This window comes from Demequina maris (assembly GCF_000971155.1).
Lineage (GTDB): Bacteria > Actinomycetota > Actinomycetes > Actinomycetales > Demequinaceae > Demequina > Demequina maris.
The window spans coordinates 59,010-83,533 of the sequence record NZ_BBLX01000007.1; the positions used below are offsets into that span (position 1 = coordinate 59,010).

A 24,524-nucleotide genomic window follows, 5' to 3' on the forward strand; every position below is an offset into this window, starting at 1 on the left:
ACCCGGGCCCGCCTCAAGGGGGAGGTATCACGATGAGGACACGCATGCTCACCCGCGCGGTGACGACCGTGGCGGCCATCGGCGCGCTGACGCTCGCGACCGCTGCGCCCGGCCAGGCGAGGCCGCATCATCAGCGGGACACGCTCGAGGTCGACGTGGCGATCGCGCAGTTCTACGACAACGTCGTGACCGGCGACGGCCCCGACTACATCGTCTTCTCGGGGGCCTCGGCGGCCGACTGGTGCGCGGCGGGTCCCGAGGGCGACCCCGGGGGCGCGCCGGCGACGCTCCGGGTGACCACCCGGGGCACGCTGCCCGAGCCGGGCTCGAGCGACCGCTACCGGTTGAAGGCCCGCGTCCCTGTCGAGGTGTACGCCTTCGACGAAGGCGACATCTTCCAGTTCCTCGACGCCAGCTGCGGCGACCTGCCGGAGCCCTACGCGGCGGGCATGGGCACGGCGCGGTGGCGCGGGACCACGCAGTACGACGGCGACACCGCGGCGCGCCAGGACTACAACAGCGTCCGCGCGTGGCTGCGGACCGGCGACGGCACGCGCGTGCGGGTGACCGCCTCGTCCGTGAGCACGATCGCGATCACGGATCCGTTCACGGAGGACGAGGCCGGGGAGCAGACCCCAACCGACGTGCGCGTCAAGGTCAAGGTCGTCGGGCGGGGTCGCTGCTGACCGCCGGCCGATGCGCGACGGGGCCGCCCCGGGGACGCACCCCGGGGCGGCCTCGTACGTCCGTTCCGGCGCATCGGCACAACCTCCGCGGCCTCCCGCCTGTCCTTGGTGCGGCGGGCCCACGCCGGGGTCCGCATGAACAGGGGAGGTTCACGATGGAGACTCGGATGAGGACGCGCGTGGTCGCGACGGTCGCGGCCGTCGCCGCGCTCGCGGTGGCGGTCGCGGCACCGGCCTCGGCCCACCGGGGTCATGGGGGTCATGGCGTCGACCGGGTGACGTACCCGGTCGAGCTGATCTACGACAACGACGTCACGGAGGGGAGGCAGGACTACGTGATGTTCGTCGGGGCCCCGGCCGAGGACCTGTGCGGAGACGACCGCAGCATCGAGCCGATCACCATGAAGGTGAAGGCGCGTGGCTCGACGGACCGCTACTGGCTGAACGCGCGGGTCGCGGCGGAGGTCTACACGTACACGGACGGCGGGATCTTCGACTTCCTGGAGGAGTACTGCGGCGGGGAGTTCCCCGAGCCGTACGCCACCGGGACGGGCCGGCTCAAGGTGCGAGGCACGTCGGAGTACTTCACCGACGGCTTCGACCGCGGTCCCGACGGCTGGTACCAGGACAGCTTCGATCCCACCTACGGCCCCGACGACTTCGACCGCGCCGAGCGGAACTGGTTCCGGGGATCGCTGCGCACCGCGGGCGGTGCCCGGGTCAAGGTCGCGGCGTACGCGGACGTGCCGAGCATCTTCGGCATGCCGGCCACGGTGTCGATCGACGTGCGGAAGGGACGCTGCTAGCGCGCGGCCGGTCGCCCGCCGACGGCCTCCCCGGTGCCGATCGCGCCGGGGAGGCCGTCTCGCGCTAGCGTGAACCAGGGACGTTGTCGACGACGGGAGGGTCGTTGATGGACACGCTGCTGGCGGCGCTGCCGATCATCGTGGTGCTCGTGCTCATGATCGGCCTCAAGTGGTCGGCGATCTGGGCCGGCGCGACGGCCGCCGCGGTCGCCCTCCTCATCGCCCTGTTCTCGTTCGACTTCGGCACGGCGACGGACTTCGGCGCCGGCGAGGGCGTGACCGGCGTGCTCGCGAGCGCCGCGTGGACCGCGCTGACCGTGATGCTGATCATCGGCCCCGCCCTCGGCGTCCACCATCTCCAGCAGCGCACGGGCGCGACGGCGGCGATCGAGGCGGGCCTGGCCCGCATCACGCCGGACCCGCGCGTCGCCGCGCTGCTCATCGCATGGTTCTTCACGCTGCTCATCGAGGGCGCCGCGGGCTTCGGCACGCCGGTGGCGCTCGCGGCGCCGTTCCTCGTGGCGGCGGGCTTCAAGCCGCTCACCGCGGTCGTGGCCGCGATGGCGGGCCACGCCTCGGCGGTGCCGTTCGCGGCGGTGGGCACCCCCACGCTCGCGCAGCTCGCGATCGTGGACGTCGACCCGCTCGACCTGTCCTCGGCGATCGCGCCCTTCATGCTCGTCGTCGGCGCGGTGCTCGCGTTCACCGTGGCGAAGATCGTGGGCACGCTGGTGCCCACCGCCGGACCGCCGTGGAAGTGGATGGCGGTCGCCTACGTCGCCTTCTTCGGCCCATACCTGCTGCTGGCCCTGTTCGTGGGCCCCGAGCTGCCGTCGCTGCTCGGCTCGATCGTGGGCGCCGGCATCTTCATCGCCGTCGTGCGCCTCGTGCTCGCCCGGCGGGCGCGCGCCAAGGCCCTCACCGCGCCCGAGCAGGCGGCCGAGGAGGAGGTGCTCCACGCCGCCGACGAGGCGGAGGCGACCGAGGCCCACCACATGGGCATGCTCGCCGCCACCGCGCCGTACGCGGTGCTCGTGGTCCTCGTGATGCTCACGCGCCTCGTGCCGCCCATCAAGGAGGCCTCGCAGGCGTGGGAGGTCCGGTGGAGCCTCTTCGACCACTTCGGCGACGGCATCCAGCCGCTGTACCACCCGGGCCCGCTGCTGCTCGTGGCGTTCCTCGCGGGGGCGCTGTGGCAGCGCGCGACCCGGCAGGAGGTCGCCGGCGCGTTCGTGGTCGCGACCAGGCAGGTGCTCCCCGTCTTCGTGGCGCTGCTCGCCATGGTGACGGTGGCCTACACGATGTCCGAGTCCGGCATGACGAACCAGCTCGCGGTGGCCGCGGCGGGCACGGGCGCGGTGTGGCCGCTGCTGTCGCCCTTCGTCGGCGCGCTCGGCACGTTCATGACGGGCTCCGCGACGTCCTCGAACATCCTCTTCACGGACTTCCAGAACAGCACCGCGATCGAGGCGGGGCTCGAGCCGGTGCCGCTGCTCGGCTCGCAGGCCGCGGGCGCGGCGGTGGGCAACATCATCTGCCCGCACAACGTCATCGCCGCGGCGGCGACCGTCGGCCTGGCGGGACGCGAGGGCGAGGTGCTCAAGCGCGCGCTGCCGCCCGCGGCGATCTGCCTCGTGCTCGTGGGCGGGATGGCGCTGCTCTTCGCGTAGGCGGCCGCCGCATCGTCCCGCCGCTGCCGCCGCCGACCCCGGCCCCGGCCCGCCGACGCAACCGGCGTACGGATCCGGCTCGCCCGCGCATCGTCCCTGGTCCTCGGGAGTGCGGTGAGAGGCGTACGCCGGTTCGGTGCGGCCGGGATACGCCGAAGGCCGGCCTCCCCACGGGGAGACCGGCCCTCGGGACGATGCGGCGGAGGCCTAGGCGGAGGCCTTCAGCCTGGCCGCGACGAGCTCGGCGATCTGCACGGCGTTGAGCGCCGCGCCCTTGCGCAGGTTGTCGCCCGACACGAACAGCACGAGCCCGCGCGTGCCCTCGAGGGACTGGTCCTGGCGGATGCGGCCCACGAGCGACACGTCGCCGCCGGCGGCCGCGAGCGGCGTCGGCACCTCGGCCACCTGGACGCCCGGCGCAGAGCCGAGGATCTCGTACGCGTCCTCGGGCGTGATGCCGCGCTCGAACTCCGCGTTGATCGACAGCGAGTGGCCGGTGAACACGGGCACGCGCACGCACGTGCCGGACACCATGAGCTCGGGCAGGCCGAGGATCTTGCGGGACTCGTTGCGGAGCTTCTGCTCCTCGTCGGTCTCGTTGGAGCCGTCGTCGACCACGGAGCCCGCCATCGGCACGACGTTGAACGCGATCGGCGCGACGTACTTGACCGGCGCGGGGAACTCGACGGCCGAGCCGTCGTGCGCGAGCAGGTCCGCCTCGTCGACCACGGCCTTCGCCTGCGAGTGCAGCTCCTCGACGCCCGCGAGGCCCGAGCCCGACACCGCCTGGTACGAGCACACGACCATGCGCTCGAGGCCCGCGGCCTCGTGCAGCGGCTTGAGGACCGGCATCGCGGCCATCGTGGTGCAGTTCGGGTTCGCGACGATGCCCTTGGGGATCGAGTCGAGCGCCTCGGGGTTGACCTCCGAGACGACCAGCGGCACCTCGGGGTCCTTGCGCCAGGCCGACGAGTTGTCGATCACGACGGCGCCCGCCTCGGCGAACTTGGGCGCGGACTCCTTCGACGCGCCGCCGCCGGCCGAGAACAGCGCGATGTCGATGCCCGCGTAGTCGCCGGACGCGACGTCCTCGACCACGATCTCCTGGCCGAGGTGGCCGAGCACCTTGCCCGCCGAGCGCGCGGACGCGAAGAAGCGCACCGTCGCCTCGGGGAAGCGCTCCGCGACCAGCTCGCGCATGACGGCGCCCACCTGACCGGTGGCGCCCACGACTGCGATGGTGAGGCTCATCGTCCCGTCCCTCCGTACACCACGGCCTCGCCCTCGGTGGAGTCGAGGTCGAACGCCGTGTGGACCGCCTTGACCGCCTTCTCGAGGTCCACGTCGCGCGTGACCACGGAGATGCGGATGTCCGAGGTGGTGATCATCTCGATGTTGACGCCCGCGTCGCGCAGCGCCGCGAAGAACTTCGCGGAGACGCCCGACGAGGAGCGCATGCCGGCGCCGATGAGCGACACCTTGCCGATCGACTCGTCGGTGGTGAGCTCGGCGAAGCCGATGGCCTCGTGGTCGGCCTCGATCGCGGCGAGGGCCGACGGTACCGAGGCGCCGGGAAGCGTGAAGGAGATGTCCGTGACGCCGGTGTTCGTCGCCGACACGTTCTGCACGATCATGTCGATGTTGACGTCGGCGCGCGCGACGGCCTCGAACAGGCGCGCGGCGGATCCGGGCACGTCCGGGACGCCCGTGACGGTGATCTTCGCCTCGGACCTGTCGTGCGCGACTCCCGCGATGATCGGGTCTTCCATCTCGTCTCCTTCTTCAGTCTCCCCCACGACCCACGTCCCCTCCAGGCCGGAGAAGGACGAGCGCACGTGGATGGGCACGTTGAAACGGCGCGCGTACTCGACGCAGCGGGGCATGAGCACCTTCGCGCCGGAGGCGGCCATGTCGAGCATCTCCTCGTAGGTGATGCGGGCGAGCTTGCGGGCGGCGGGGACGATGCGCGGGTCGGCGGAGAACACGCCGTCCACGTCCGTGTAGATCTCGCACACGTCCGCGCCGAGCGCCGCCGCGAGGGCGACGGCGGTGGTGTCGGAGCCGCCGCGGCCGAGCGTGGTGACGTCCTGCGTCTCCTGGTTGAGGCCCTGGAAGCCGGCGACGATCGCGACCTTGCCCTGCTGCAGCGCGCGCTGCAGGCGGCCCGGCGCGACGTCGATGATGCGCGCGCGGCCGTGGTGCTCGGTGGTGATGACGCCCGCCTGCGGGCCGGTGAAGGCCTGCGCGGGCACGCCCTCGGAGTCGATCGCCATCGCGAGCAGAGCCATCGAGATGCGCTCGCCCGCGGTGAGCAGGATGTCCATCTCGCGCGGGTCGGGGGAGCCCGTCACCGAGTTGGCGAGGTCGATCAGCTCGTCCGTCGTGTCGCCCATCGCGGACACCGTGACGACCACGTCGTGGCCCTCGCGCACCGTGTCGGCCACGCGCCGCGCGACGCGCTTGAGCGCGGCGGCGTCGGAGACGGACGAACCGCCGTACTTCTGCACCACAAGGGACATGCAAGACTCCAGGAGGAATGGGGGTCCGTGACCGCAGGGCGGACACGGTGTCTCATTCTAGGGGCACGCGCGCGTACCGCGCGGGCCCCCGGTCCGGGGCACGATGCGCGGGGCCGTTGGGTAGGGTGGCGCCGTGATCGCGCGCGCACCCGGGTCAGGGCACGGCTCGCCGGGCGCGCCGGTGCGGCTGCTGGTGGTGCTCGGCGCCCTCGCGACCCTGATCGTCCTCAACGTGGTGCAGCTCGTCGCCATCGACGCGTCCACGCCGTCCACCTTCGCGGTGTTCGAGGAGCGGCCGCATGCCGGCATCGTGGAGCTGTCGATGGTGGACGGCTCGAACGCCGCCTCCCGGTACGCGATGACCCTCGCGCTCGGCCACCTCGCGCCGGGATCCACCGTGATCATCACCGACGACGGCGAGGGCCTCGTCGACCGGGTCGACGAGCGCCTGTACGGCTACGGCCGCGCCGACCAGGTGCGCGAGGTCGGCGACGACATCGCGGCGGAGCTGGCCGACCTCGGCGCCCACGCCTACGTGGCGGCGAGCGGACCCGCGGGCAGCCGCGGACCCGCGTGGCGCATCGTGCTCGACGACCGCAACCCTCCGGTCCTCGCCGAGGACGACGAGGGCGCCGTGATCGACGCGATCCGCGCCGGGGACGCGGACGACATCGCGGCCGGCCCGGCGCGCGAGCTCGCGCTCGTGGCGGTCGCCGCGGGCGATCCCGCCTACGCCGGAGAGCCCGAGAACGTGCTCGTCGAGACCTCGCTGCTCGCGGGTTGGGACCCGGGGGACGCGCCGTGATCCTCGAGACGACGATGGCGCTCGCCCTGCTGGTCGGCGGCGGCGCGACGATGCGTGCGGCCGGGATGCGCGGCTGGGGCGTGCTGCCGTGGGGCCTCCTGGCGGGACTCGGGATGTACGTCGTCGCGGGCTCGCTGCTGGTGCTCCTGGGTGCGCCGGCGGCACCCGCGCTCGCGCTCGCGGCGACGGCCCTCGGCGGGGCGGGCCTCTGGGTGTGGCGTTGGCGCGCGGGCGCCGACGTGCGGATGCGCGGCGCCGCGGTCGTCGGCGGCCTCGCCGGGACGGCGGCGGCGACCGTGCTGCTGCGCGCCTCGGGCCTCGTCACGTGGCACGTCGACTCGCTCGTCTACACCAACCTCGGTCAGGCCATCGCGGCAGGGCACTACGTCGACTCGGTCGGCTCGTACTCGCTGTCGAAGCGGCTCCTCACCGTCCCGCTCGTGCATGCTCCCGCCTACTACCAGGGCGAGTACTACGTGCGGTCGATCACGCCGCTCATCGCGCTCGCGACGGCCGGCGTGCTCGCGTGGGTGGTGGTGCGCGCGTGCCCGCCGGAGTGGCGCCGGTGGTCCGGGCTCGTGGGCGCGGGCGCCGCGGTGCTGCTGCTGACCGTGCCCCGGATGATGCTCCACGCGTTCTACGTCAACGGCCACCTCGTCACCGGCACCGCGGTGATGGCGGCGACCGGGGCCACGTGGCTCCTTGCGACGCGACGTGAGGTGCCGCGCACCGCGCTGATCGTGGCGGTCGCGCTCCTGCTGCCGGTGGTGGTGCTCACCCGCGCGGAGGGGGCGATCCTCGCCGGCATCGTGGCGCTGCCGTGGCTGGTGCTCGAGGGCACCCGCCGCCGCGACCGGGTGATCGTGCTCGCGGCCATCGGCGTGCCGGCGACCGCGTACTACGCGTTCGCGGCGCTCGAGCTCCTCGGCGAGCATCCGATCGAGGAGGGCGGGCAGGGCGGCCCCGCGGCGTACGCGATCGGGCTCGCCATCGGCCTGGCCGCGCTCGTCGCCGCGGCGGTCGCGACGCGTGTCGACGCGCCCTCGTGGCTGCGGTGGACGCCGCAGGTCGGCGAGATCGGCGCCTGGCTGCTGCTCGTCGCGCTCGTCGCCCTCAAGGGCACGGAGGTGCTCGTCGCGAGCGCCGAGGCGGCGTTCTGGTCGGTCGACCCCGTGCACGGCGCCTGGGGGGCGACCATCGGCATCCTCGCCGCGGCGGGCATCGTCCTCTGGGCCGCGGCCCGGATCCCCATCGTGACCGTCCTGCGCTACTCCGTGACGACCTTCGTGCCGCTGGCGCTGCTGCTGGCATACGGGCGCGACGGCGCGTACCGGATGGATCCCGCCGACTCGCTGCACCGGATGATCGCGCAGATCGTGCCGACGCTGGTCCTCGCGGTCGTGGTCGCGGCGTGCGTCGCCGTCCCGCGATGGCGGGCGCGCGTGGGACCAGCGGTACCGGCAGACGCGCAGACCTCCTCCTAGGCTGGGCCCGTGAGCACTGTCGCCCCCGTGGTCTGGACCGCCGCCGGCGCCGTGAGCGGCGCCTGGCGCGAGCATCGTTCCGCCGACGGCTCCACGAGCCGCGCCGCGATCTTCCTCGGGATCCCCTACGGGGAGCCGCCCGTCGGGGAGCGCCGCTTCCTTGCGCCGGTGCCGCGCGCGCCGTGGGACGGCGTGCGTCCCGCGGTGCTGCACGGCGCGACTCCTCAGCGGCGATCGCCCTACGGCGACGACCCGTTCGTCCCGGAGCCCTCGATCCCCGGCGACGACCTGCTCACCCTCGACGTCGGCACGCCGGATCCCTCGCCCGACGCCGGGCTGCCGGTGCTCGTCTACCTCCACGGCGGCGGGTTCATCGGCGGGTCGCACGCGAGCCCTTGGTACGGCGGGCAGGCCTTCCACCGCGACGGCGTGGTCACCGTGGCCCCGACGTACCGCCTGGGCTTCGACGGCTTCGGCTGGATCGACGGGGCGCCCCTGAACCGCGGCGTGCTCGACTGGATGGCCGCGCTGCTGTGGGTGCGGGAGAACATCCGCGCGTTCGGCGGGGACCCCGACAAGGTCACGATCGCGGGGCAGTCGGCGGGAGGCGCGGCCGTCATGCGGCTGCTGACGCTGCCGGCGGCGCAGGGGCTGTTCCGCGCGGTGCTCGCGCTGTCCCCCGCCGACATGCCGGTCACGGCGGATCGCGCGCGCCAGGTGACGCTCGAGGAGGCCGCGCGCCTGGGTGTCGCGCCGGACCTCGCGGGCCTGCGGTCGCTCTCCGAGGCGCGGATCCTCGCGGCGCAGGCGGACGCGATGCGCGAGGACCACGATCCGCTGCCGACGATGCTCGACGAGAGCGGCCTCCCGTTCTCGCCGGTGATCGACGGGGACCTCGTGCCGGGCACGGTGGAGGAATGCCTCCGCGACGGGGTGGGCGCGGACGTCCCCCTCCTCATCGGAGCGACCGCCCACGAGTTCGACCTCGCGGTCGGCGACGCCGCGCCCCGCCTCGCCGGGCTGGACGCGAGGGAGGCGCTCGCGCGGATGCGCATCGAGGGCGGCGTCGCGCACGAGCTCATCGCGCGGTCGCGAACCGACGACCCGGTCGACGTCGTGGGTCACGCGGTCACCGACATCACCTTCCGTCGCCACGTCGCGCGCTGGGCCGGCATCCGCGCCCGCGGGGCGGCCTCGCCCCGAACCTGGGCCTACGACTTCCGGTGGACGAGCCCCGTGGACGGGATCGCGGGCCACTGCCTCGACCTGCCGTTCGGCTTCGACATCCTGCGCGAGCCGACGGTCGTGCGCCGCGCGGGCGCCGGCGCGCCGCAGGCGCTCGCCGACGCGGTGCACGGCGACTGGCTCGCCCTGATCCGCGACGGCCGCGTGGACGCGCCCGTCCACGCGGAGGCGCGGTCCACGATCGTCTACGGCGAGCCGCTCCGGGACGTGCGGCCGGGCTACGCGGCAGAGGAGCGCTTCGCCGACGCGACGGCGCCCGAGGAGGCGATCGCGGGCGCCGACGGCGAGGGCTGACCCCTCCGGGGCGCGGTCAGGGCGACCGGGTCTGCGCGATCCAGCGGCCGAGGTGGGCCGCCTCCCGCTCGAGCGGCGCGGGGTCGTCCAGCGCATGGGCGAGGGTCGCCGCGCCCTCGAGGCCGGTGACGAGGTGCGTGGCGCGCGCCCGCGCGGCCTCGGGGCCGAATCCCATCGCGGCGAACTGGGCGGCGACCCAGGAGACCAGCGTCGCGATGATGTCCGCCGCGTCGGTCGCGAGCGGGTCGCCGCTCCTGCGCAGCTCGGCGCACACGGCCGCGACCGGGCTCCCGTGGGCCTGGAGGTCGTCGGCGGTGGCGACGTGGTGGGTGATGCAGGCCGCGAGCCGTGCGCGCGGATCCTCCTCCGCCTCCCAAGAGGCCATCAGGTCGCGTTGGCGCGCGTGGAGCGCCTCGACGACGGCGCTCCCGACGTCCTCCCTGGTCTTGAAGTAGTAGTAGACGCTGCCCGACGGGACGCCGGCCTCCTCGGCGAGCGCGCCGAGCGTGGTGCCGGCGAGGCCCCGGGTGGTGGCGAGCCGCACCGCAGCGACGGTCAGGCGTTCCCTCTTGTCGCTCGCCGGTCGCGCCATCCGCGCCTCCCCTCCTTGATAGTGAGCACGCTAACTAGGAATTCGCGCGGGTGTCAAGGGGTGGGCCGTGCGGGCGGTCGCCGCGCCGTCGGGCGCGGTGACCCGGACGATTTCCAGGGTGAATATCCGGGGTGTCCCTGATGGGCGGGCGGGCACGCGTGTGGGAGTGTGAGCACACGGCGCGCGGCGAGGGGCCCGCGGCGGAGGGAAGCTGGGGGATCGCCCATGACGGCGACAGACACGATCGTGGCCACGTCCGCGATCAGCGCGCACGGCGTGGCACGCGCGTTCGGATCGGTGCAGGCGGTGGCCGACGCGACGCTCGAGGTGCGCCCGGGCACGGTGACGGCGCTCATCGGACCGAACGGGTGCGGCAAGACCACGCTCATGCTCATGCTCGCGGGGCTGCTGAGGCCCGACGCGGGGGAGATCCGCGTCGCGGGCGCGGACCCGCGCCACGACTCCGCGGCGGTGCGCGCGGCGATCGGGTGGATGCCCGACCAGCTCGGCTCGTGGGACAACCTCACGTGCCTGCAGACGCTGACCCTCATGGGGCGCGGCTACCGCCTTCACAAGCACGAGGCGCGCGAGAGGGGCGTCGGGCTGCTGGGCATGGTGCACCTCTCCGAGTTCGCCGACCGGCCCACGCGTGTGCTGTCGCGCGGCCAGAAGCAGCGGCTCTCGCTCGCGCGGGCGCTCATGAACGACCCCCAGGTGCTGCTGCTCGACGAGCCGGCGAACGGCCTGGACCCGCGGTCCCGCATCGAGCTGCGCACGCTCGTGCGGGAGCTCGCCGCCGACGGCAAGGCCGTGCTGGTCTCTTCGCACGTGCTCGCGGAGCTCGACGAGATGGTCGACGACGCGATCTTCATGTCGAAGGGGCGCACGCTCGGCGACGAGGCCGCCGCCAAGGTGGCCGACGCGAAGCGGCGCTACCGCGTCGCGACCCTCGACGACGCGGCCCTCAGGGAGGTGCTCGCCGAGGGCGGCGTGCCGTTCGACGACGAACCGTCCGGCGTGGTCGTGCGGGTCGGCAGCGAGGAGGAGGCGTTCCAGGCGCTCGCATGGCTGATGTCGCGCGGCGTCAAGGTGCACCGCTTCGGGCCCGCGGGCAGCGCGCTCGAACAGACCTACATGTCGATGGAGGAGGAGCGGCGATGACCCTCGTGGACCAGAACCCGGCGCCCGCCGAGGCGCCCGAGCCCGCGCCCGCATCGTCCGCTCGTCCGGCCATCAGGGGGAACCCGTGGCTGCCGACGCCGCGCGGCGTGTGGCTGGTCACCGGGATCGAGCTCCGCCGTCGCCGGCCCACCGTCAAGGGGTGGATCTTCTACGGGCTTCTCGTCGCGGTGATCCTGGGCCTGGGCATCCTCGTCGCGATGGTCTCGCCGGAGGGACTCACGTCGATCCCGCTCGAGATGGTGCTCGTGCTGGTGCTCGGTGCCGGCATGCTCATCGCGCCCTCGCTCGCGGCCACGTCGATCAACGGCGACTCGTCCGAGGGCGTGCTCGCGCCCCTGCAGATGACCCGGCTCACCGCGGGCGACCTCGCGCTGGGCAAGCTGCTGTCGTCGTGGCTGATCGCCTTCTTCGTGCTGCTCACCATCGCGCCGCTGATGGTCTACGCGTTCGTGCGGTCGGGCTGGCACGGGGACGAGCTCGCGATCGTCTTGGCGGCGATCCTGCTCGTGGTGCTGACCTCGACCGCGATCGGCCTCGCGTGGTCGTCCCTCGCGGCGCGCGCCGTCGCGTCCGTGTCGCTCGCGCACCTCACGACCGGCTTCCTGCTGCTCGGCACCCTGCTCACGTTCGTGTTCACGCAGCCGTTGGTGTCCGAGACGGTCACCGACTCGTCGCGCTACGTCGACTACGAGGCGCTCACGGACGAGCAGCGCGCCGCGTACGACAGCTGGGACTGGTCGGAGGTGGATCCCGCGACGCTGCCCTGCACCACGGACACGGACCCGTGGGAGTACGGCGTGGCGCACACCGAGAGGACCGCGTGGATCGTGCTCGCGAACCCGGTGGTCATGATCGGGGAGATGTCGCCGATCGTGAGCTACGAGACCTGGGAGGAGGACGGGCGCGCGGCCCCCGGTCTCTTCGCGGAGATGCACGCGTCGGTGAGCGGCTGGCGCATCGGCCCGTCGGAGGCGGACCTCGCGGGCCAGCAGTGGGACGAGTGCGCGATGCTGGTCGCCGACGTGAACGGCGAGGACTACTACGGCGGGAGTGGCGGCGACTGGGAGGCCGAGCAGGAGGAGCGCTCGACCTACGACCGCGCGCCGTGGATCGGCCTCGGCGTCCAGGGTGTCCTGCTGCTCGGGTCGATCTGGATCGTCGTCGCCCGCCTGCGGGTGCCGTACAAGAAGCTGCGCCAGGGCTCCCGCGTGGCCTGACCCGTCTCGCACGGTTCGCTCCGCACGGTTCCGCACTCGACACGCCGGTGATCCGGCCCTTCCCGGGCCTGGTCGCCGGCGTGTCGGCGTTCCAGCCGTGCGCAGCGAAGGTGGAGGCGCTAGCTGACCTTGCGGCGGCCCTCGAAGGCGCGGCCGAGCGTGACCTCGTCGGCGTACTCGAGGTCGCCGCCGACGGGCAGGCCCGAGGCGAGCCGCGAGACCGTGACGCCCATGGGGACGAGCATGCGCGTGAGGTACGTCGCGGTCGCCTCGCCCTCGATGTTGGGGTCGGTCGCGATGATGACCTCCTCGATCTTGCCGTCGCCGAGCCGGGTGAGGAGCTCGCGGATGCGGAGGTCGTCGGGGCCGACGCCGTTCATCGGATCGATCGCGCCGCCGAGCACGTGGTACCGGCCGCGGAACTCGCGGGTGCGCTCGATGACGACGACGTCCTTGGGCTCCTCGACGACGCACAGGACGTCCTCGGCGCGGCGCGGGTCGGTGCAGATCCGGCACTGCTCCGACTCGGCGACGTTGCCGCAGATGCTGCAGAAGCGCACCTTCTCCTTGACCGTGGTGATGGCGTCCGCGAGGCGGCGCACGTCGGACGGGTCCGCCGAGAGGATGTGGAAGGCGATGCGCTGGGCGCTCTTGGGGCCGATGCCCGGGAGGTGACCGAGCTCGTCGATGAGGTCCTGAACCGCGCCGTCGTACATGGGGACAAGCGTAGGCCCGGGCGGGGACGCCGACGGTCAGCCGCGGCTCGCTCTTGCACGCAACCGGCGTACGGAACCGCCCTCGACCTCGCGCACCAGGCGCGACGCGCTCCGCGGGTGGGCTCGTACGGCGGTTGCGTCGGAGGCGGTGGTGCGTCGGAGGCGGTGGCGACGGTGGTCAGGCGCGAAGGGCGCCGGCTGGGGCGGAGGGTCAGTCCTCGATGACGGTGCCGCCGAGCTCCTTGGCGAGGATCTCCGCGGCGCTGAGGCCGGAGGAGTCGGCTCGCGCGTCGTCCTCGGAGATCTCCTCCTCGTCGTGGAACGGAGGCTCGTCCTCGGGCGGCGGGACGTCCCACGGCGGCGGGGCCTCGGAGGACGGCGGTGCGGGCGCGGCCACGGGTGCCGGAGCGCTGGCCGGGACCGTCGCGCGCTGCGGCGCGGGCGCGGGTGCGGACACGGGGCGCGCGGCCGGAGCGGCGGCACGGGGCGCGCTCGCCGCGGGGGCGACCGGACCCGCGGTCGCGGTGATGCGCAGCTGCATGCCGAGCGTCTCGCGCAGCGCGAGCTGGAGGTTCTCGGCGTGCTTGCCACCGTCGAGCATCGACACGAGGTTCGGGTTCGACACCGCGAGGTTGAGGACGCCGTCGGCGACGGACGACACCTGGGCGTTCTGGCTCACGAGGGTCCACGTGACGCGCCAGCGCTCGAGGGTGCCGAGCACCTCGGGCCAGCGGCGTCGCACCAGCTCGGTGTCGGCGGTGCCGCCGGCAGGAGCGGACTCGGAGGCCGCGGGCGCGGATGCCACGGGGGCCGGCGCGGACCGCTCCGCGGGTGCGGGGGCTGCCGGCCGGGCGGGCTCGGGTGCGGCGGCGGGGCGCGACTCCGGCGCAGGGGTCGCGGGCTCCTCGACCGGGGGCGCGGGCTTCGCAGGCGCTGCGGCGGCCGGGACCGGCGTCGGAGCAGGAGCAGGAGCGGGCGCAGCCACCGGAGCGGGAGCAGGCGCCGGGGCCGGAGCAGCCACGGCAGGCGCAGCCGCCGGCATCGCGGGGGCGGCGCCGGGATCCGCGGCGAGCAGGCGCGCACACAGCAGCTCGAGGTGGAGGCGAGGCGACGTGGCGCCGACCATGTGCGTGAGCGCGTCGTTCACGAGGTCCGCGGCGGCGGACGCGCGGGCCAGGCCGAGGCGTCGCGCCTGACCCGTCATGCGCTCGAGCTGGTCCTCGGGCATCGCACCGAGCGCACGCACGCCCGCATCGCCCGCGGCGCACAGCACGAGAAGGTCGCGCAGCCGCTCGAGCAGGTCCTCGACGAAGCGGCGCGGCTCGTGCCCCGTGGACATGACGCGCTGGACCACGTCGAAGAGCGAGCCGCCGTCGGCCGCCGCGACCGCGTCCACGGCATCGTCGAGCAGCGTCGCGTCGGTGAAGCCGAGCAGGGCGATCGCGCGGTCGTAGCTCACGCCGGAGTCGTCCGAGCCGGCCATCAGCTGGTCGAGCACCGACAGCGTGTCGCGGACCGAGCCGCCGCCCGCGCGGACCACGAGCGGCAGCACGCCGCCGGCGACGGTCACGCCCTCGGCTTCGCACAGCGTCTCCAGGTAGCCCTGCAGCACCGGCGGCGGGACCAGCCGGAACGGGTAGTGGTGGGTGCGCGAGCGGATGGTGCCGATGACCTTCTCCGGCTCCGTGGTCGCGAAGATGAAGCGCACGTGCGGCGGCGGCTCCTCGACGAGCTTGAGCAGCGCGTTGAAGCCCTGGGGCGTGACCATGTGGGCCTCGTCCAGGATGAAGATCTTGTACCGGTCGCGCGCCGGCGCGAAGGCGGCACGCTCGCGCAGCTCGCGCGCATCGTCCACGCCGTTGTGCGAGGCCGCGTCGATCTCGACGACGTCCACGGACCCGGCGCCGCCGCGGGCGAGCTCGACGCACGAGGGGCACGAGCCGCACGGGGTGTCGGTGGGGCCCTTCTCGCAGTTGAGGCAGCGCGCGAGGATGCGGGCCGACGTGGTCTTGCCGCAGCCGCGCGGTCCCGAGAACAGGTACGCGTGGTTGACGCGGTCGGCGCGCAGCGCCTGCATGAGCGGCGTGGTGACGTGCTCCTGTCCCACGACGTCCGCGAAGGTGTCGGGACGGTAGCGGCGGTACAGAGCGGTGGTCACGGGTACGACTCTAGTGGGGGCCTCGGACAGCGGGGACGGCCTCGTCCACAGCCGCGTGCGGGCATGAAAGGACCCCCCACGCACCCGACAGAGCCCGCTTACCCTTGCTTCATTCCTGACCTGGGGGAGTTGGGCGAGGTATCGCCACGTGAGGGGTCGCGCACCATTCTAGCGGGAGTCGAGGGCCCTCCGGTCCGCCGCGGGGAACGCCGCTGGACCGCCGCGACGCGACCCGACACGGGCCCGGAACCGCCCCCGGGGAGGCGTTTCGACGCATCGTCTCGACACGTGTACCATTGCCGGGCCTGGAGGATTCGCCTAGTGGCCTATGGCGCACGCTTGGAAAGCGTGTTGGGTGCAAGCCCTCAGGGGTTCGAATCCCCTATCCTCCGCCAGTAGTACTGATCAGTGACGGGATGGTGCCTGTGACCGACCGAGCGAACGGACGTCCCGACGCCCGCCGCGCTCAGGTGCGCCGTCACCGCCGTGAGCGCCAGATCGTCGTGTTCGGCGTGCTCCTCATCGCCGTCGCCTTCGCGGGCGTCTTCGCCGCGGGCGTCTACAAGGGCGACGTCGACGGCCCGTTCTCGCAGGAGTTCGTCACGCCCGCCGGCGCCTTCGACAGCGACATCACGCTCGTGTGCCCGCCGGCGAACAAGACCGCGATGCAGCACCGCAACGTGGGCGTCCGCATCCTCAACGGCACGGACACCAACGGCCTCGCGAGCAGCGTCGCGGACGACCTCGACGGCCGCAACTACGTGGTCGTGAGCACCGAGAACTGGGGCCGCACCTACGGCGACTACGTGCGCCTCTACTTCGGCCCCGACGGCGTCCGCCAGGCCTACACCGTCGCGCTGAACTTCGACGGCGAGGTCGACATGGTCCTCGACAACCGCGAGGGCACGCTCGTCGACATCGTGCTCGGCGAGGGCTTCGCGGAGACCGGCGAGCTGCGCTCCACGCTCGCGCCCGAGCTCGACCCCGACGCCGTGCTGTCCGCCAACGCGCAGTGCCTGCCGGTGGCGCTCGTCACCCCGGAGCCCGCGCCGCGCATCCTGCCGGACAACCCGGTGGACAAGAAGAACAAGAAGAAGAACAGCGGCAACTAGCCGCCCGGGCCGCCCGCGACGATGCGGCGGTCCCGCCGGCGCGCTGCTCGAAGCGTCCCGCTGATACGGGCAGGCTCGCACCCGGCGCGGTGCGCACGCGTGCGTATCAACGGAGCGCATCCCCGCGCGGCCGTGCCCGGAGACGATGCGGCGGTCGCCGCGGCCCCCGGACACACGAACGCGCCGCGGAGCCGTGGCCCCGCGGCGCGTCCCCGTCGTCCACGCGCCGCCCTCCCCCCGGATGCGGCGCGCCGGCCGCGTGCCCTCCCGGCGCGGCCCGACGTCCTGGCGCTACCCGCGCATCGTGCCGTGGAACGCGGTCCACGACTCCGGTGCGAGGCGCAGCGTGATGGTGCCCTCGCCGTGCTCCACGGGCAGCGCGTCGACCATGCCGTAGGCCTCGGCCGCCGCCTGGTCGTCGCGCGCGCCCTCGTGGTCCGCGAGCACGGCGGTGCCGCCCTCGATGAGAGTCTCGGCGCCGGGCGTGCGCAGCGTCACGACCTGCTCCTCGGCGGTGCGGTTGGTGACGAACAGCGCGAGCGCGCCGGTCTCCGGGTCGATGGTCGCGGCGGCGGTCACCGTCGGCACGTCGCCGTGCTTCTTGGTGGCCATGGTGTCGCCGTCGATCCTCACCTGCAGCGCATCCCCGACCGCCAGCCGCGCCGCGGTGGCGAAGGGGTGGAACGTGGTCTGCTTCCAGGCCGCGCCGCCGGGCTCGGTCATGATCGGCGCGATGACGTTGACCAGCTGCGCGAGGCAGCCGATCGCCACACGGTCCGCGTGTGAGAGCAGCGACACGATCATGTCGCCGACGACGACCGCGTCGAGGCCCGAGTAGCGGTCCTCGATGATGCGCGGCGCGTCGCGCTGGATGGGCAGGTTCGTCTCGCCGACGAAGCGCGAGAAGAGGTACCAGACGTTCCACTCGTCGAAGCTGATGGTGATCTGCTTGTCGGAGCGCTTCTGGGCGCCGATCGCGTCCGCCGAGGCCGCGACGCGCTCGATGAACGTCGCCATCGCGGTGCCGGAGGCGATGAAGGACGTGCGGTCGCCGTCCATCTCCTCGTAGTAAGCGTGCATCGAGATGTGGTCGACCACGTCGTAGCAGTACGACAGGACGGTGCGCTCCCACTCGCCGAACGTGTCCATCATCATCGAGCTCGAGCCGCACGCGACGAGCTCGATCGACGGGTCCACCTGGCGCATCGCGCGGCCGGTCGAGGCGGCCAGCTTGCCGTACTCGTGGGCGTCCTTGTGGCCGATCTGCCAGGGGCCGTCCATCTCGTTGCCCAGGCACCACAGCTTGACGCCGTAGGGCTTCTCGCGGCCGTTCGCGATGCGCATGTCGGCCCACTTCGTGCCGGCCTCGCCGTTGCAGTACTCGAGCAGCGCGACCGCCGCGTCGACGCCGCGGGTGCCCAGGTTGACGGCCATCATCGGCTCGATGCCCTGACGCTCGCAGTGCTGGAGGAACTCGTCCGTGCCGACGAGGTTCGGCTCGACCGTGCGCCACGCGAGGTCGAGGAACGGCTTGCGCTCCTCGACCGGGCCCACGCCGTCCTCCCACACGTAGTTGGAGACGAAGTTGCCGCCGGGGTACCGCAGCATCGTGACGCCGAGCTCCTTCGTCAGCTCCGCGACGTCGCCGCGGAAGCCGTGGTCGTCGGCGGTCTCGTGGCCGGGCTCGTACACGCCCGTGTAGACGCAGCGGCCCATGTGCTCGACGAACGAGCCGAACACGCGGCGGTCGATGGTGCCCACGCGGAAGTCCGGGTGGAGGGTGATGGTGGTCATGGGTTCTCTCTCTCCGTTGAGCGGGTAGGGACGATGCGGGTACGGGTCAGGCGTCCGAGGCGAGCTCGTCCGCGGTCCACGCGACGGGCCAGCCGTCCTCGGTCCAGCCGAGCTCCCGGATCGCGAGCTGGAAGTCGCCGCCCAGGTCCTCGTCGTAGTAGTGGAAGGCCAGGTAGCCGTCCGAGTAGGACTGGCCGCCGGGTCCGATCATGGTGCCGCGGGTCGACAGCAGCTCGTCGCCGCCGTCGAACATCATCGAGTTGCCCCAGCTGTCGACGTACGGGCCGGTGACCTCGGTGGAGCGGCCCACGGCGATCGAGTAGGTGGAGTCGGTGCCCTGGCAGCACTTGTCGCGCGAGACGAACAGGTAGTAGTAGCCGTCCCGGTACATGAGGTACGGCGCCTCGATCGCGTTGGTCGCGTTGTTGCGGGTCGCGATGGTGACGGGCTCCGCGCCGTCGACCGGCTTGCCGCTCGGCCACTCGAGCTCGACCAGCTGGATGCCGCCCCAGAACGACCCGAACGTCATCCAGGCGGTGCCGTCCTCGGCCGTGATGACACCCGCGTCGATGGCGTTGTAGTTGGTCTCGCCCGGGGCCGAGCGCCAGACCATGCCCTGGTCCGTCCAGCCGTAGTCCGGGCTGTCGACGTCGAGCGTGGGCGAGGTCATCAGCCCGATGACCGAGCCGTTGGTGCCGAAGGTCGACGCCGCGTAGTAGAGGTACCAGGTGCCGTCGTGCTCGACGAGCTCGGGAGCCCAGAAGTTCTGCACGCCCGAGACCTCGTCGTAGACCCAGGCCACGTCGTCCGGCTTGTCCCACGCGGTGCCCACGTACTCCCAGGTCTCGCCGTCGTCGGTCGAGCGGCGGATCTGCGGGGAGCCGAAGCCCTTCTGGACGTCGCCGGTCGAGTAGACGTACCAGTCCTCGCCGTCCTCGCCCACGACCAGCGCGGGGTCGTGGGTGTGGATGTCGCCCGACAGCTCGAGCGCGGTCGCGGCGGCCACGTCCTCGCTCCACGGGCTCCAGGCGACCACGCCGGCGGCGAGGCCGAGCGCGGCGACGGCCGCCACGCCGCCGATGAGGAGCGTGCGCCGCGAGCGGCGGGCGGGGGGCGCGTCGACGGTGGTGTCGGTCACGTCAGGTCCTTCCGACGGGTTCAGCGGGGGTCGAGCGCGACCCAGGCGACGCCGTGCGCGGGCACGGTCGCCAGGAGGGTGGTCGTGTCGACGGCGGCGGGGGACGATGCGGCCCACAGGTCCGTGACGGACACCTCGCCGTGGCCGATCCCGAGGATCGAGGACAGCGCGACGTGGGCCTCGAAGGGCGCCTCGCCGGTCCAGAAGACGGCCGCGTAGACGCGGTCCGACGCGGCGGCGCGGGCCGACCAGACGATCAGCTCGCCTCCCTCGAGGGGCTCGCGGAGCAGCTCGCGGCCGTCGGTCGAGCCCTGGAGGACCTCCGCGACGGCGGGCGTCGCGAGCAGGTCCAGCGTCTCGGGCGTGCTCGTGGGCAGGTCGCCGCCCACCATGAGCGGGGAGCGGCCCATGCACCACAGGGTCATGAGGGTGCGCTGCTCGTCCAGCGTGAGGCGGCAGTCGCGGGGCTCGCCGCGCTCCGCGCGGATGCCGATGCGGCCGAACGGGAGCATGTCCGCGTCGGCCCAGCCGCCGGGCTGCTGGAACGGCGCCCACCGGGCGAGGCGCGCGAACTGCGCGTGCACGTCGTCCCAGCGGTCCCAGAGGTCGTCGGAGATGCGCCACATCTGGGCATGCCCGCGCAGGTGCTCGACGTGCGCGGTCGACAGGTGGGTGCCGGGGGAGAGCGAGAGCGCGATGTCGCGGCCCGAGCGCGCGATCGCGGTCGCGTAGGCCGCGATCTCGCGCTCGTAGTAGGGCGCCTGCATGTCGTCGGCCTTGATGAAGTCGACGCCCCAGGCGGCGAACTGCGCGACCTGCGCGTCGTAGTACGCCTGCGCGCCCGGGTGGTCGTGGTTCAGCCCGTAGTTGTCGGGGTTCCACGCGCACACGTGCTCGAGGTCGGCGACGTCCTTCGCCGTGTAGTCCGTGCCGAGGATCGGCAGGTCGAGCTCGACCGCGCGCCGCGGGATGCCGCGCATGATGTGGAGCCCGAACTTGAGGCCCAGCTCGTGCACCTGGGCCGCGAGCGGCGCGAAGCCCGCGCCGTCGGCGGCCGAGGGGAAGCGGTTCGGCGCCGGCATCTGGCGGCCGTAGGCGTCCAGCTCGAGCGGAGCACCATCGTTGTAACCGTGCGAGCGGGCGGTCGGGTCGTACCACGCGATGTCGACCACGATCGTGTCCCAGCCGCTCGGTAGCAGGCGTTCCGCCATCACGCGGGCGTTCGCGAGGACCTCGTCCTCGGTCACGGTGGTGCCGTAGCTGTCCCAGCTGTTCCAGCCCATCGGAGGCGTCGTGGCGAGCATCTGAGGTGTCTCCCGTCTACATCGTTGTAACGCGATCGTGCCCAAACAGGGCCGCGCGAGTCAAACCGAGGGTACCTGCGGCGGGTCCCGCGCGGGCACCGCCGCGGTCCCAGGAATGGGGGCCGGCGACCGGTTGCTCCACCGGGCCGGCAACATCGTCCCTGGCAGTCGGCCGTATTTCGCATGTGTTTCGTAATCGTGACCTGCTGGACTTGACCAACGGCCTCGCGCCGTGTCATTGTTCCATCGTTGTAAAGGAGCCGGCACGGGGCCGGTCCCACTGAGCCTGGGGTCAACGACGACCAGGATGCGACAGACTCCCCCGCAAGGGATAGTTGTATCCGGGCCGACCTCACTCTTCAACGATGAAAGGGAGGCAGGCAGCATATGCGAAAGATCAAGGCGGCGGCCATCACCGCCACGATGGTGGGCGCACTCACGCTCGCCGCGTGCAGCTCGGGCGGCTCGAGCGGCAACGCCAGCGAGGAGCCCGACACCGCGGGCGGCACCGCGGCGAACCAGCTCACGTTCATGTTCCGCGGCGGCGACTACGACAAGCTGGCCTACCAGGCCGCTATCGACGCCTTCGAGGAGGAGACCGGCGCCGAGGTGAAGATGATCATCACCGACGCGGACCAGTACGCGACCAAGCTGCAGGCGGCCATCGCCGGCAACAAGGTCCCGGACGTCTTCTACATCGAGCCCGGCAAGATGATGGGCTACGTCTACGCGGGCGTCCTCGCGGACCTCACCGACTACGTGGGCCAGGACGTCATCGACAACATCTGGTCGTTCGGTACCGACGCGTACCGCTTCAACACCGAGACCGGTGTCCGCGGCGACTCGGCCGACCCGCTGTACGGCCTGCCCAAGGACGTGGGTCCGTTCGGCTTCGGCTACAACACGGTCCTCTTCGACAAGCTGGGCCTCGAGGCCCCGTCGGCCGACGAGCCGATGACGTTCGACGAGTTCGTGGCGCTCTGCAAGGAGCTCACGGTCGACATGGACAACGACGGCGAGCTCGACCACTGGGGCACCGGCCTCAACGTGGTGTGGAACTCGCAGGCGTTCGTCTGGGGCGCCGGCGCGGACTGGATCTCCGAGGACCAGAAGACCGTCACGGTCGACACCCCGGAGTTCGCGGAGGCGCTGCAGTGGTTCGCCGACCTCGGTCTCGTCGAGGGCGTGACCCCGTCGGTCGAGCAGGCGCAGACGCTCGACACCTACCAGCGCTGGATGGCCGGCGAGCTCGGCTTCTTCCCGGTCGCGCCGTGGGACATCGCCACCTACAACGAGAAGGCGGAGACGGACCCCGAGAACTTCGGCTACGACGTCATCCCCTACCCGGTTGCCAACGAGGGTGACGACTGGTCGACCTGGCTCGGCTCGCTCGGCATCGCCGTTTCGGAGAACTCGGCCAACAAGGAGCTCGCGGCCCAGCTCGCGACCTACCTGTCGACCGACCTCGAGGCGCAGAAGATCCTCGCCGAGAACAAGGTGCAGATCCCGAACCTGATCGACTACGCGACCGGCGAGTGGATCGAGACCGACGCTCCGGCCGCCGGCTGGCCCGCCAACACCAAGGCGTTCCTCGAGATCGCCGAGTCGAAGGGCCGCCCGCTCCCCGGCGTGTGGACCTACACCCCGGAGTGGTACGACAACTTCTGGATCGGCATCGAGAACGTCGTCGACAACGGCTCGCAGACGGCCGCCGACTTCGTGGCCTCGAAGCAGACCGAGATGCAGTCGCTCCTCGACCAGTCCTGGATCTCCGCAGACCAGGCCAAGGTCACCGGCTAAGCAGCAGCAGTGACGAAGGAGAGGGGGGCCGGCGCTCCGCCGGCCCCCCTCTCTCCTCGTAAGGAAGAAGGACGGATCATGGCGACAACGGCTCCCCCCGCCGAGACGACCACCTGGTCGAAGGAGGACGCGAAGGCGGCGAAGAAGCGCAGCCGGCGCATGCACCGCAAGGAGCACGGCTGGGCCGCGGCGTTCATGGCGGCGCCGGTGCTCGGGTGGGTGGCGTTCCTGCTCTTCCCGATGGGCTTCTCGATCTACGCGTCGCTCACCAACTGGAACGGCATCGGCAAGATGACGTTCATCGGGTTCGACAACTACGTGCTGCTCGTCAAGGACCCGTACTTCTGGAAGGCCCTCTGGAACACGGTCTTCTACATGATCGGCATCCCGATCGGTCTCGCGATCTCGCTCGCGCTCGCGCTCGCGCTGAGCCGCAAGATCCGCGGACGCACGTTCTTCCGCACGGTCTACTACATCCCGGTGATCAGCTCGCTCGCGGCGATCGCGATCCTGTGGCAGTGGGCCTACAACGGCGACTTCGGCCTCGTGAACCAGGCGCTCGCGCTGGTGGGCATCGACGGCCCGAACTGGCTCGCCGACTCGACGTGGGCCAAGCCCGCGATCATCATCATGGCGGTCTGGAAGGGCATGGGCTACTCCATGCTGCTCTACCTGGCGGCTGTCCAGGCGGTGCCGCGGTCGCTCTACGAGGCGGCCTCGCTCGATGGCGCGAACGGCTGGAAGAAGTTCACGAAGATCACGTGGCCGATGGTCCAGCCCGTGACGTTCTTCCTCGTGGTCACCAACATCATCGGTGGCTCCATGATCTTCACCGAGATCAACATCATGACGCCGACCGGCGGACCCGAATGGAGCACGGCCTCGCTGGTTTGGTACATCTGGAACAAGGCCTTCCGCAACCTCCAGATGGGCTACGCGACCGCGATGGCGCTGGTGCTGGGAATCCTGGTCCTCATCGTCACGGCGATCCAGTTCCGCATCAACCGTGCCAACGAATTCTCGATCGACTGAGGCGAAGGAGATACTGCGATGAGCCTCAACCAGAACACGGCACGTGCGGCTTCCCGTGCCCTCGCCGGTGCCGGCGAGCCGGACCACGGCAACAAGGCCCCCAAGGTCGGCGTCTTCCAGCGCCGCAAGGGCGCGACCCAGGAGAACCCTGCGGTCAACGTCATCCTGACGATCATCCTGTCGCTCGGCGCCGTCATCATGGCGGCCCCGCTGGTGTGGATGGTCTCGACCTCGCTCAAGACCAAGGATGGCGTCTACGCCCTCCCGCCGGAGTGGATCCCCGACCCGTTCGTCTGGGACAACTACGTCCGCGTCTTCCAGGACACGTACGTCCTGTCCGGTATCAAGAACTCGCTGATCGTGGCCATCTCGGTCACCGTGGTCGGCACCGTGTTCTCGTCGCTCGCGGCCTTCGCCCTCGCGAAGCTCCGCCTGCCGGGCAAGAACGTCATCTTCATCGCGCTGCTGTCGGGCATGATGGTGCCGTTCCCGACGCTGATGATCCCGCAGTTCATCATGTTCTCGCGGATCGGCTGGGTCGACACCCTGCTGCCACTGATCATCCCGGTGATCCTCGGCAACGTCATCATGATCTTCTTCCTCCGCCAGTACCTGCACAACGTGCCGGACTCGCTGGTCGAGGCCGCGAAGATCGACGGCGCCTCCTACCTCAAGATCTTCTGGACGATGATCCTGCCGCTCATGCGACCCGCGATCGCCGCGCAGTTCATCCTGTGGTTCATGGCGGTGTGGAACGACTACCTCGCGCCGATCATCTACCTGAACACGCCTGAGAAGCAGACCCTCCAGGTCGTCATCGCGAACATGAACGTGCAGTACGCCACCCAGCGCGACTACCCGCTCATCATGACCGCGTCGGTGATCTCGGTGGTCCCGATCCTCATCGTGTTCCTCATCTTCCAGCGTCAGATCATCGAGTCGATCGCTCTGACCGGATCGAAGACCTGAC

The 24,524-nt window shown here is 71.9% G+C and carries 20 protein-coding genes, 1 tRNA gene and 1 other RNA gene; 13 read left to right on the forward strand and 9 right to left on the reverse strand.

Annotation, left to right across the window (positions count from 1 at the left end; genetic code table 11):
* The first annotated feature begins 32 nt into the window (after nt 1-32).
* From AOM02_RS09605 to AOM02_RS09615, 3 genes are all read left to right on the forward strand, one after another.
* Complete coding sequence (locus AOM02_RS09605) at nt 33-686, forward strand: hypothetical protein (protein ID WP_156156168.1); 654 nt, start codon at nt 33-35, stop codon at nt 684-686.
* A gap of 167 nt (nt 687-853) precedes the next feature.
* On the forward strand, nt 854-1,492 hold the full coding sequence (locus tag AOM02_RS09610; RefSeq protein ID WP_062298942.1) for a hypothetical protein: 639 nt from the start codon (nt 854-856) through the stop codon (nt 1,490-1,492).
* A gap of 107 nt (nt 1,493-1,599) precedes the next feature.
* Nucleotides 1,600-3,162, forward strand: coding sequence for an L-lactate permease (locus AOM02_RS09615; protein ID WP_062298943.1), 1,563 nt, complete (start codon nt 1,600-1,602; stop codon nt 3,160-3,162).
* 207 nt (nt 3,163-3,369) lie between these two features.
* Here the strand turns inward: AOM02_RS09615 and AOM02_RS09620 are convergent, their stop codons facing one another.
* Complete coding sequence (locus AOM02_RS09620; RefSeq protein ID WP_062298944.1) at nt 3,370-4,413, reverse strand: aspartate-semialdehyde dehydrogenase; 1,044 nt, start codon at nt 4,411-4,413, stop codon at nt 3,370-3,372.
* The gene (locus AOM02_RS09625) at nt 4,410-5,681 is read right to left on the reverse strand and encodes an aspartate kinase (protein WP_172655929.1); all 1,272 of its coding nucleotides are present in this window, start codon (nt 5,679-5,681) and stop codon (nt 4,410-4,412) included. The genes AOM02_RS09620 and AOM02_RS09625 overlap by 4 nt, the downstream gene beginning before the upstream one ends.
* Nucleotides 5,682-5,814: 133 nt before the next feature.
* Here AOM02_RS09625 and AOM02_RS09630 point away from each other — a divergent pair, with 133 nt between their 5' ends.
* From AOM02_RS09630 to AOM02_RS09640, 3 genes are read left to right on the forward strand one after another with little or no spacing between them, the layout of a single operon-like run.
* Nucleotides 5,815-6,486: a hypothetical protein gene (locus AOM02_RS09630; RefSeq protein WP_062298945.1), complete on the forward strand. Its 672-nt coding sequence runs from the start codon at nt 5,815-5,817 to the stop codon at nt 6,484-6,486.
* On the forward strand, nt 6,483-7,970 hold the full coding sequence (locus AOM02_RS09635) for a hypothetical protein (RefSeq protein ID WP_062298946.1): 1,488 nt from the start codon (nt 6,483-6,485) through the stop codon (nt 7,968-7,970). The genes AOM02_RS09630 and AOM02_RS09635 overlap by 4 nt, the downstream gene beginning before the upstream one ends.
* Before the next feature lie 9 nt (nt 7,971-7,979).
* Entirely contained in the window at nt 7,980-9,509 is a 1,530-nt protein-coding gene (locus AOM02_RS09640; RefSeq protein WP_082105012.1) for a carboxylesterase/lipase family protein, read from the forward strand.
* 16 nt (nt 9,510-9,525) lie between these two features.
* On the opposite strand, the gene AOM02_RS09645 is transcribed toward AOM02_RS09640, so the two are convergent.
* Complete coding sequence (locus AOM02_RS09645) at nt 9,526-10,101, reverse strand: TetR/AcrR family transcriptional regulator (RefSeq protein WP_062298948.1); 576 nt, start codon at nt 10,099-10,101, stop codon at nt 9,526-9,528.
* Nucleotides 10,102-10,326: 225 nt separating this feature from the next.
* Between AOM02_RS09645 and AOM02_RS09650 the strand changes: the two genes are divergently transcribed.
* Both AOM02_RS09650 and AOM02_RS09655 read left to right on the forward strand, forming a co-directional pair.
* Nucleotides 10,327-11,262, forward strand: coding sequence for an ABC transporter ATP-binding protein (locus AOM02_RS09650; protein WP_062298949.1), 936 nt, complete (start codon nt 10,327-10,329; stop codon nt 11,260-11,262).
* The gene (locus tag AOM02_RS09655) at nt 11,259-12,500 is read left to right on the forward strand and encodes an ABC transporter permease (RefSeq protein WP_062298950.1); all 1,242 of its coding nucleotides are present in this window, start codon (nt 11,259-11,261) and stop codon (nt 12,498-12,500) included. Before AOM02_RS09650 ends, AOM02_RS09655 begins: the two co-directional genes overlap by 4 nt.
* 119 nt (nt 12,501-12,619) lie before the next feature.
* Here AOM02_RS09655 and recR read toward each other — a convergent pair whose 3' ends face one another.
* From recR to ffs, 3 genes are all read right to left on the reverse strand, one after another.
* Nucleotides 12,620-13,216 (reverse strand): recombination mediator RecR, encoded by a 597-nt coding sequence (gene recR, locus AOM02_RS09660; RefSeq protein ID WP_062298951.1) that lies wholly within the window; start codon nt 13,214-13,216, stop codon nt 12,620-12,622.
* A 211-nt stretch (nt 13,217-13,427) separates the two neighbouring features.
* Nucleotides 13,428-15,374 (reverse strand): DNA polymerase III subunit gamma and tau, encoded by a 1,947-nt coding sequence (locus tag AOM02_RS09665; RefSeq protein ID WP_062298952.1) that lies wholly within the window; start codon nt 15,372-15,374, stop codon nt 13,428-13,430.
* A gap of 64 nt (nt 15,375-15,438) precedes the next feature.
* Nucleotides 15,439-15,535, reverse strand: an RNA gene (ffs, locus tag AOM02_RS09670) — signal recognition particle sRNA small type.
* A gap of 146 nt (nt 15,536-15,681) precedes the next feature.
* Between ffs and AOM02_RS09675 the strand changes: the two genes are divergently transcribed.
* Both AOM02_RS09675 and AOM02_RS09680 read left to right on the forward strand, forming a co-directional pair.
* A tRNA-Ser gene (locus AOM02_RS09675) sits at nt 15,682-15,769 on the forward strand.
* 30 nt (nt 15,770-15,799) lie between these two features.
* Nucleotides 15,800-16,486, forward strand: coding sequence for a LytR C-terminal domain-containing protein (locus AOM02_RS09680; protein WP_062298953.1), 687 nt, complete (start codon nt 15,800-15,802; stop codon nt 16,484-16,486).
* Between the two features lie 291 nt (nt 16,487-16,777).
* Here AOM02_RS09680 and arfA read toward each other — a convergent pair whose 3' ends face one another.
* From arfA to AOM02_RS09695, 3 genes are read right to left on the reverse strand one after another with little or no spacing between them, the layout of a single operon-like run.
* A complete protein-coding gene (gene arfA / locus AOM02_RS09685; RefSeq protein WP_062298954.1) occupies nt 16,778-18,280 on the reverse strand; it encodes an arabinosylfuranosidase ArfA in 1,503 nt (500 codons plus the stop codon).
* A 46-nt stretch (nt 18,281-18,326) separates the two neighbouring features.
* Nucleotides 18,327-19,418 carry an arabinan endo-1,5-alpha-L-arabinosidase gene (locus tag AOM02_RS09690; RefSeq protein ID WP_062298955.1) on the reverse strand — a complete coding sequence of 364 codons (1,092 nt, stop codon included), beginning with the start codon at nt 19,416-19,418 and terminating at the stop codon, nt 18,327-18,329.
* A 20-nt stretch (nt 19,419-19,438) separates the two neighbouring features.
* The gene (locus AOM02_RS09695) at nt 19,439-20,722 is read right to left on the reverse strand and encodes a glycoside hydrolase family 27 protein (protein WP_228373810.1); all 1,284 of its coding nucleotides are present in this window, start codon (nt 20,720-20,722) and stop codon (nt 19,439-19,441) included.
* 387 nt (nt 20,723-21,109) lie between these two features.
* On the opposite strand from AOM02_RS09695, the gene AOM02_RS09700 reads away from it, so the two are divergent.
* From AOM02_RS09700 to AOM02_RS09710, 3 genes are all read left to right on the forward strand, one after another.
* Complete coding sequence (locus AOM02_RS09700) at nt 21,110-22,522, forward strand: ABC transporter substrate-binding protein (RefSeq protein WP_062298956.1); 1,413 nt, start codon at nt 21,110-21,112, stop codon at nt 22,520-22,522.
* 78 nt (nt 22,523-22,600) lie between these two features.
* Nucleotides 22,601-23,554, forward strand: coding sequence for a carbohydrate ABC transporter permease (locus AOM02_RS09705; RefSeq protein ID WP_082099471.1), 954 nt, complete (start codon nt 22,601-22,603; stop codon nt 23,552-23,554).
* A gap of 18 nt (nt 23,555-23,572) precedes the next feature.
* Nucleotides 23,573-24,523, forward strand: a complete 951-nt coding sequence (locus tag AOM02_RS09710; protein WP_082099472.1) for a carbohydrate ABC transporter permease — start codon at nt 23,573-23,575, stop codon at nt 24,521-24,523.
* Nucleotide 24,524 lies beyond the last annotated feature (1 nt).

Bases quoted from the DNA above. Each gene is read 5' to 3' on its own strand.
- AOM02_RS09710 (WP_082099472.1), top strand. From the start codon at position 23,573: ATGAGCCTCAACCAGAACACGGCACGTGCGGCTTCCCGTGCCCTCGCC.
- AOM02_RS09650 (WP_062298949.1), top strand. From the start codon at position 10,327: ATGACGGCGACAGACACGATCGTGGCCACGTCCGCGATCAGCGCGCAC.
- AOM02_RS09620 (WP_062298944.1), bottom strand. From the start codon at position 4,413: ATGAGCCTCACCATCGCAGTCGTGGGCGCCACCGGTCAGGTGGGCGCC.
- AOM02_RS09625 (WP_172655929.1), bottom strand. From the start codon at position 5,681: ATGTCCCTTGTGGTGCAGAAGTACGGCGGTTCGTCCGTCTCCGACGCC.
- arfA (WP_062298954.1), bottom strand. From the start codon at position 18,280: ATGACCACCATCACCCTCCACCCGGACTTCCGCGTGGGCACCATCGAC.
- AOM02_RS09645 (WP_062298948.1), bottom strand. From the start codon at position 10,101: ATGGCGCGACCGGCGAGCGACAAGAGGGAACGCCTGACCGTCGCTGCG.
- AOM02_RS09695 (WP_228373810.1), bottom strand. From the start codon at position 20,722: ATGCTCGCCACGACGCCTCCGATGGGCTGGAACAGCTGGGACAGCTAC.
- AOM02_RS09700 (WP_062298956.1), top strand. From the start codon at position 21,110: ATGCGAAAGATCAAGGCGGCGGCCATCACCGCCACGATGGTGGGCGCA.
- recR (WP_062298951.1), bottom strand. From the start codon at position 13,216: ATGTACGACGGCGCGGTTCAGGACCTCATCGACGAGCTCGGTCACCTC.
- AOM02_RS09705 (WP_082099471.1), top strand. From the start codon at position 22,601: ATGGCGACAACGGCTCCCCCCGCCGAGACGACCACCTGGTCGAAGGAG.
- AOM02_RS09610 (WP_062298942.1), top strand. From the start codon at position 854: ATGAGGACGCGCGTGGTCGCGACGGTCGCGGCCGTCGCCGCGCTCGCG.
- AOM02_RS09615 (WP_062298943.1), top strand. From the start codon at position 1,600: ATGGACACGCTGCTGGCGGCGCTGCCGATCATCGTGGTGCTCGTGCTC.
- AOM02_RS09605 (WP_156156168.1), top strand. From the start codon at position 33: ATGAGGACACGCATGCTCACCCGCGCGGTGACGACCGTGGCGGCCATC.
- AOM02_RS09655 (WP_062298950.1), top strand. From the start codon at position 11,259: ATGACCCTCGTGGACCAGAACCCGGCGCCCGCCGAGGCGCCCGAGCCC.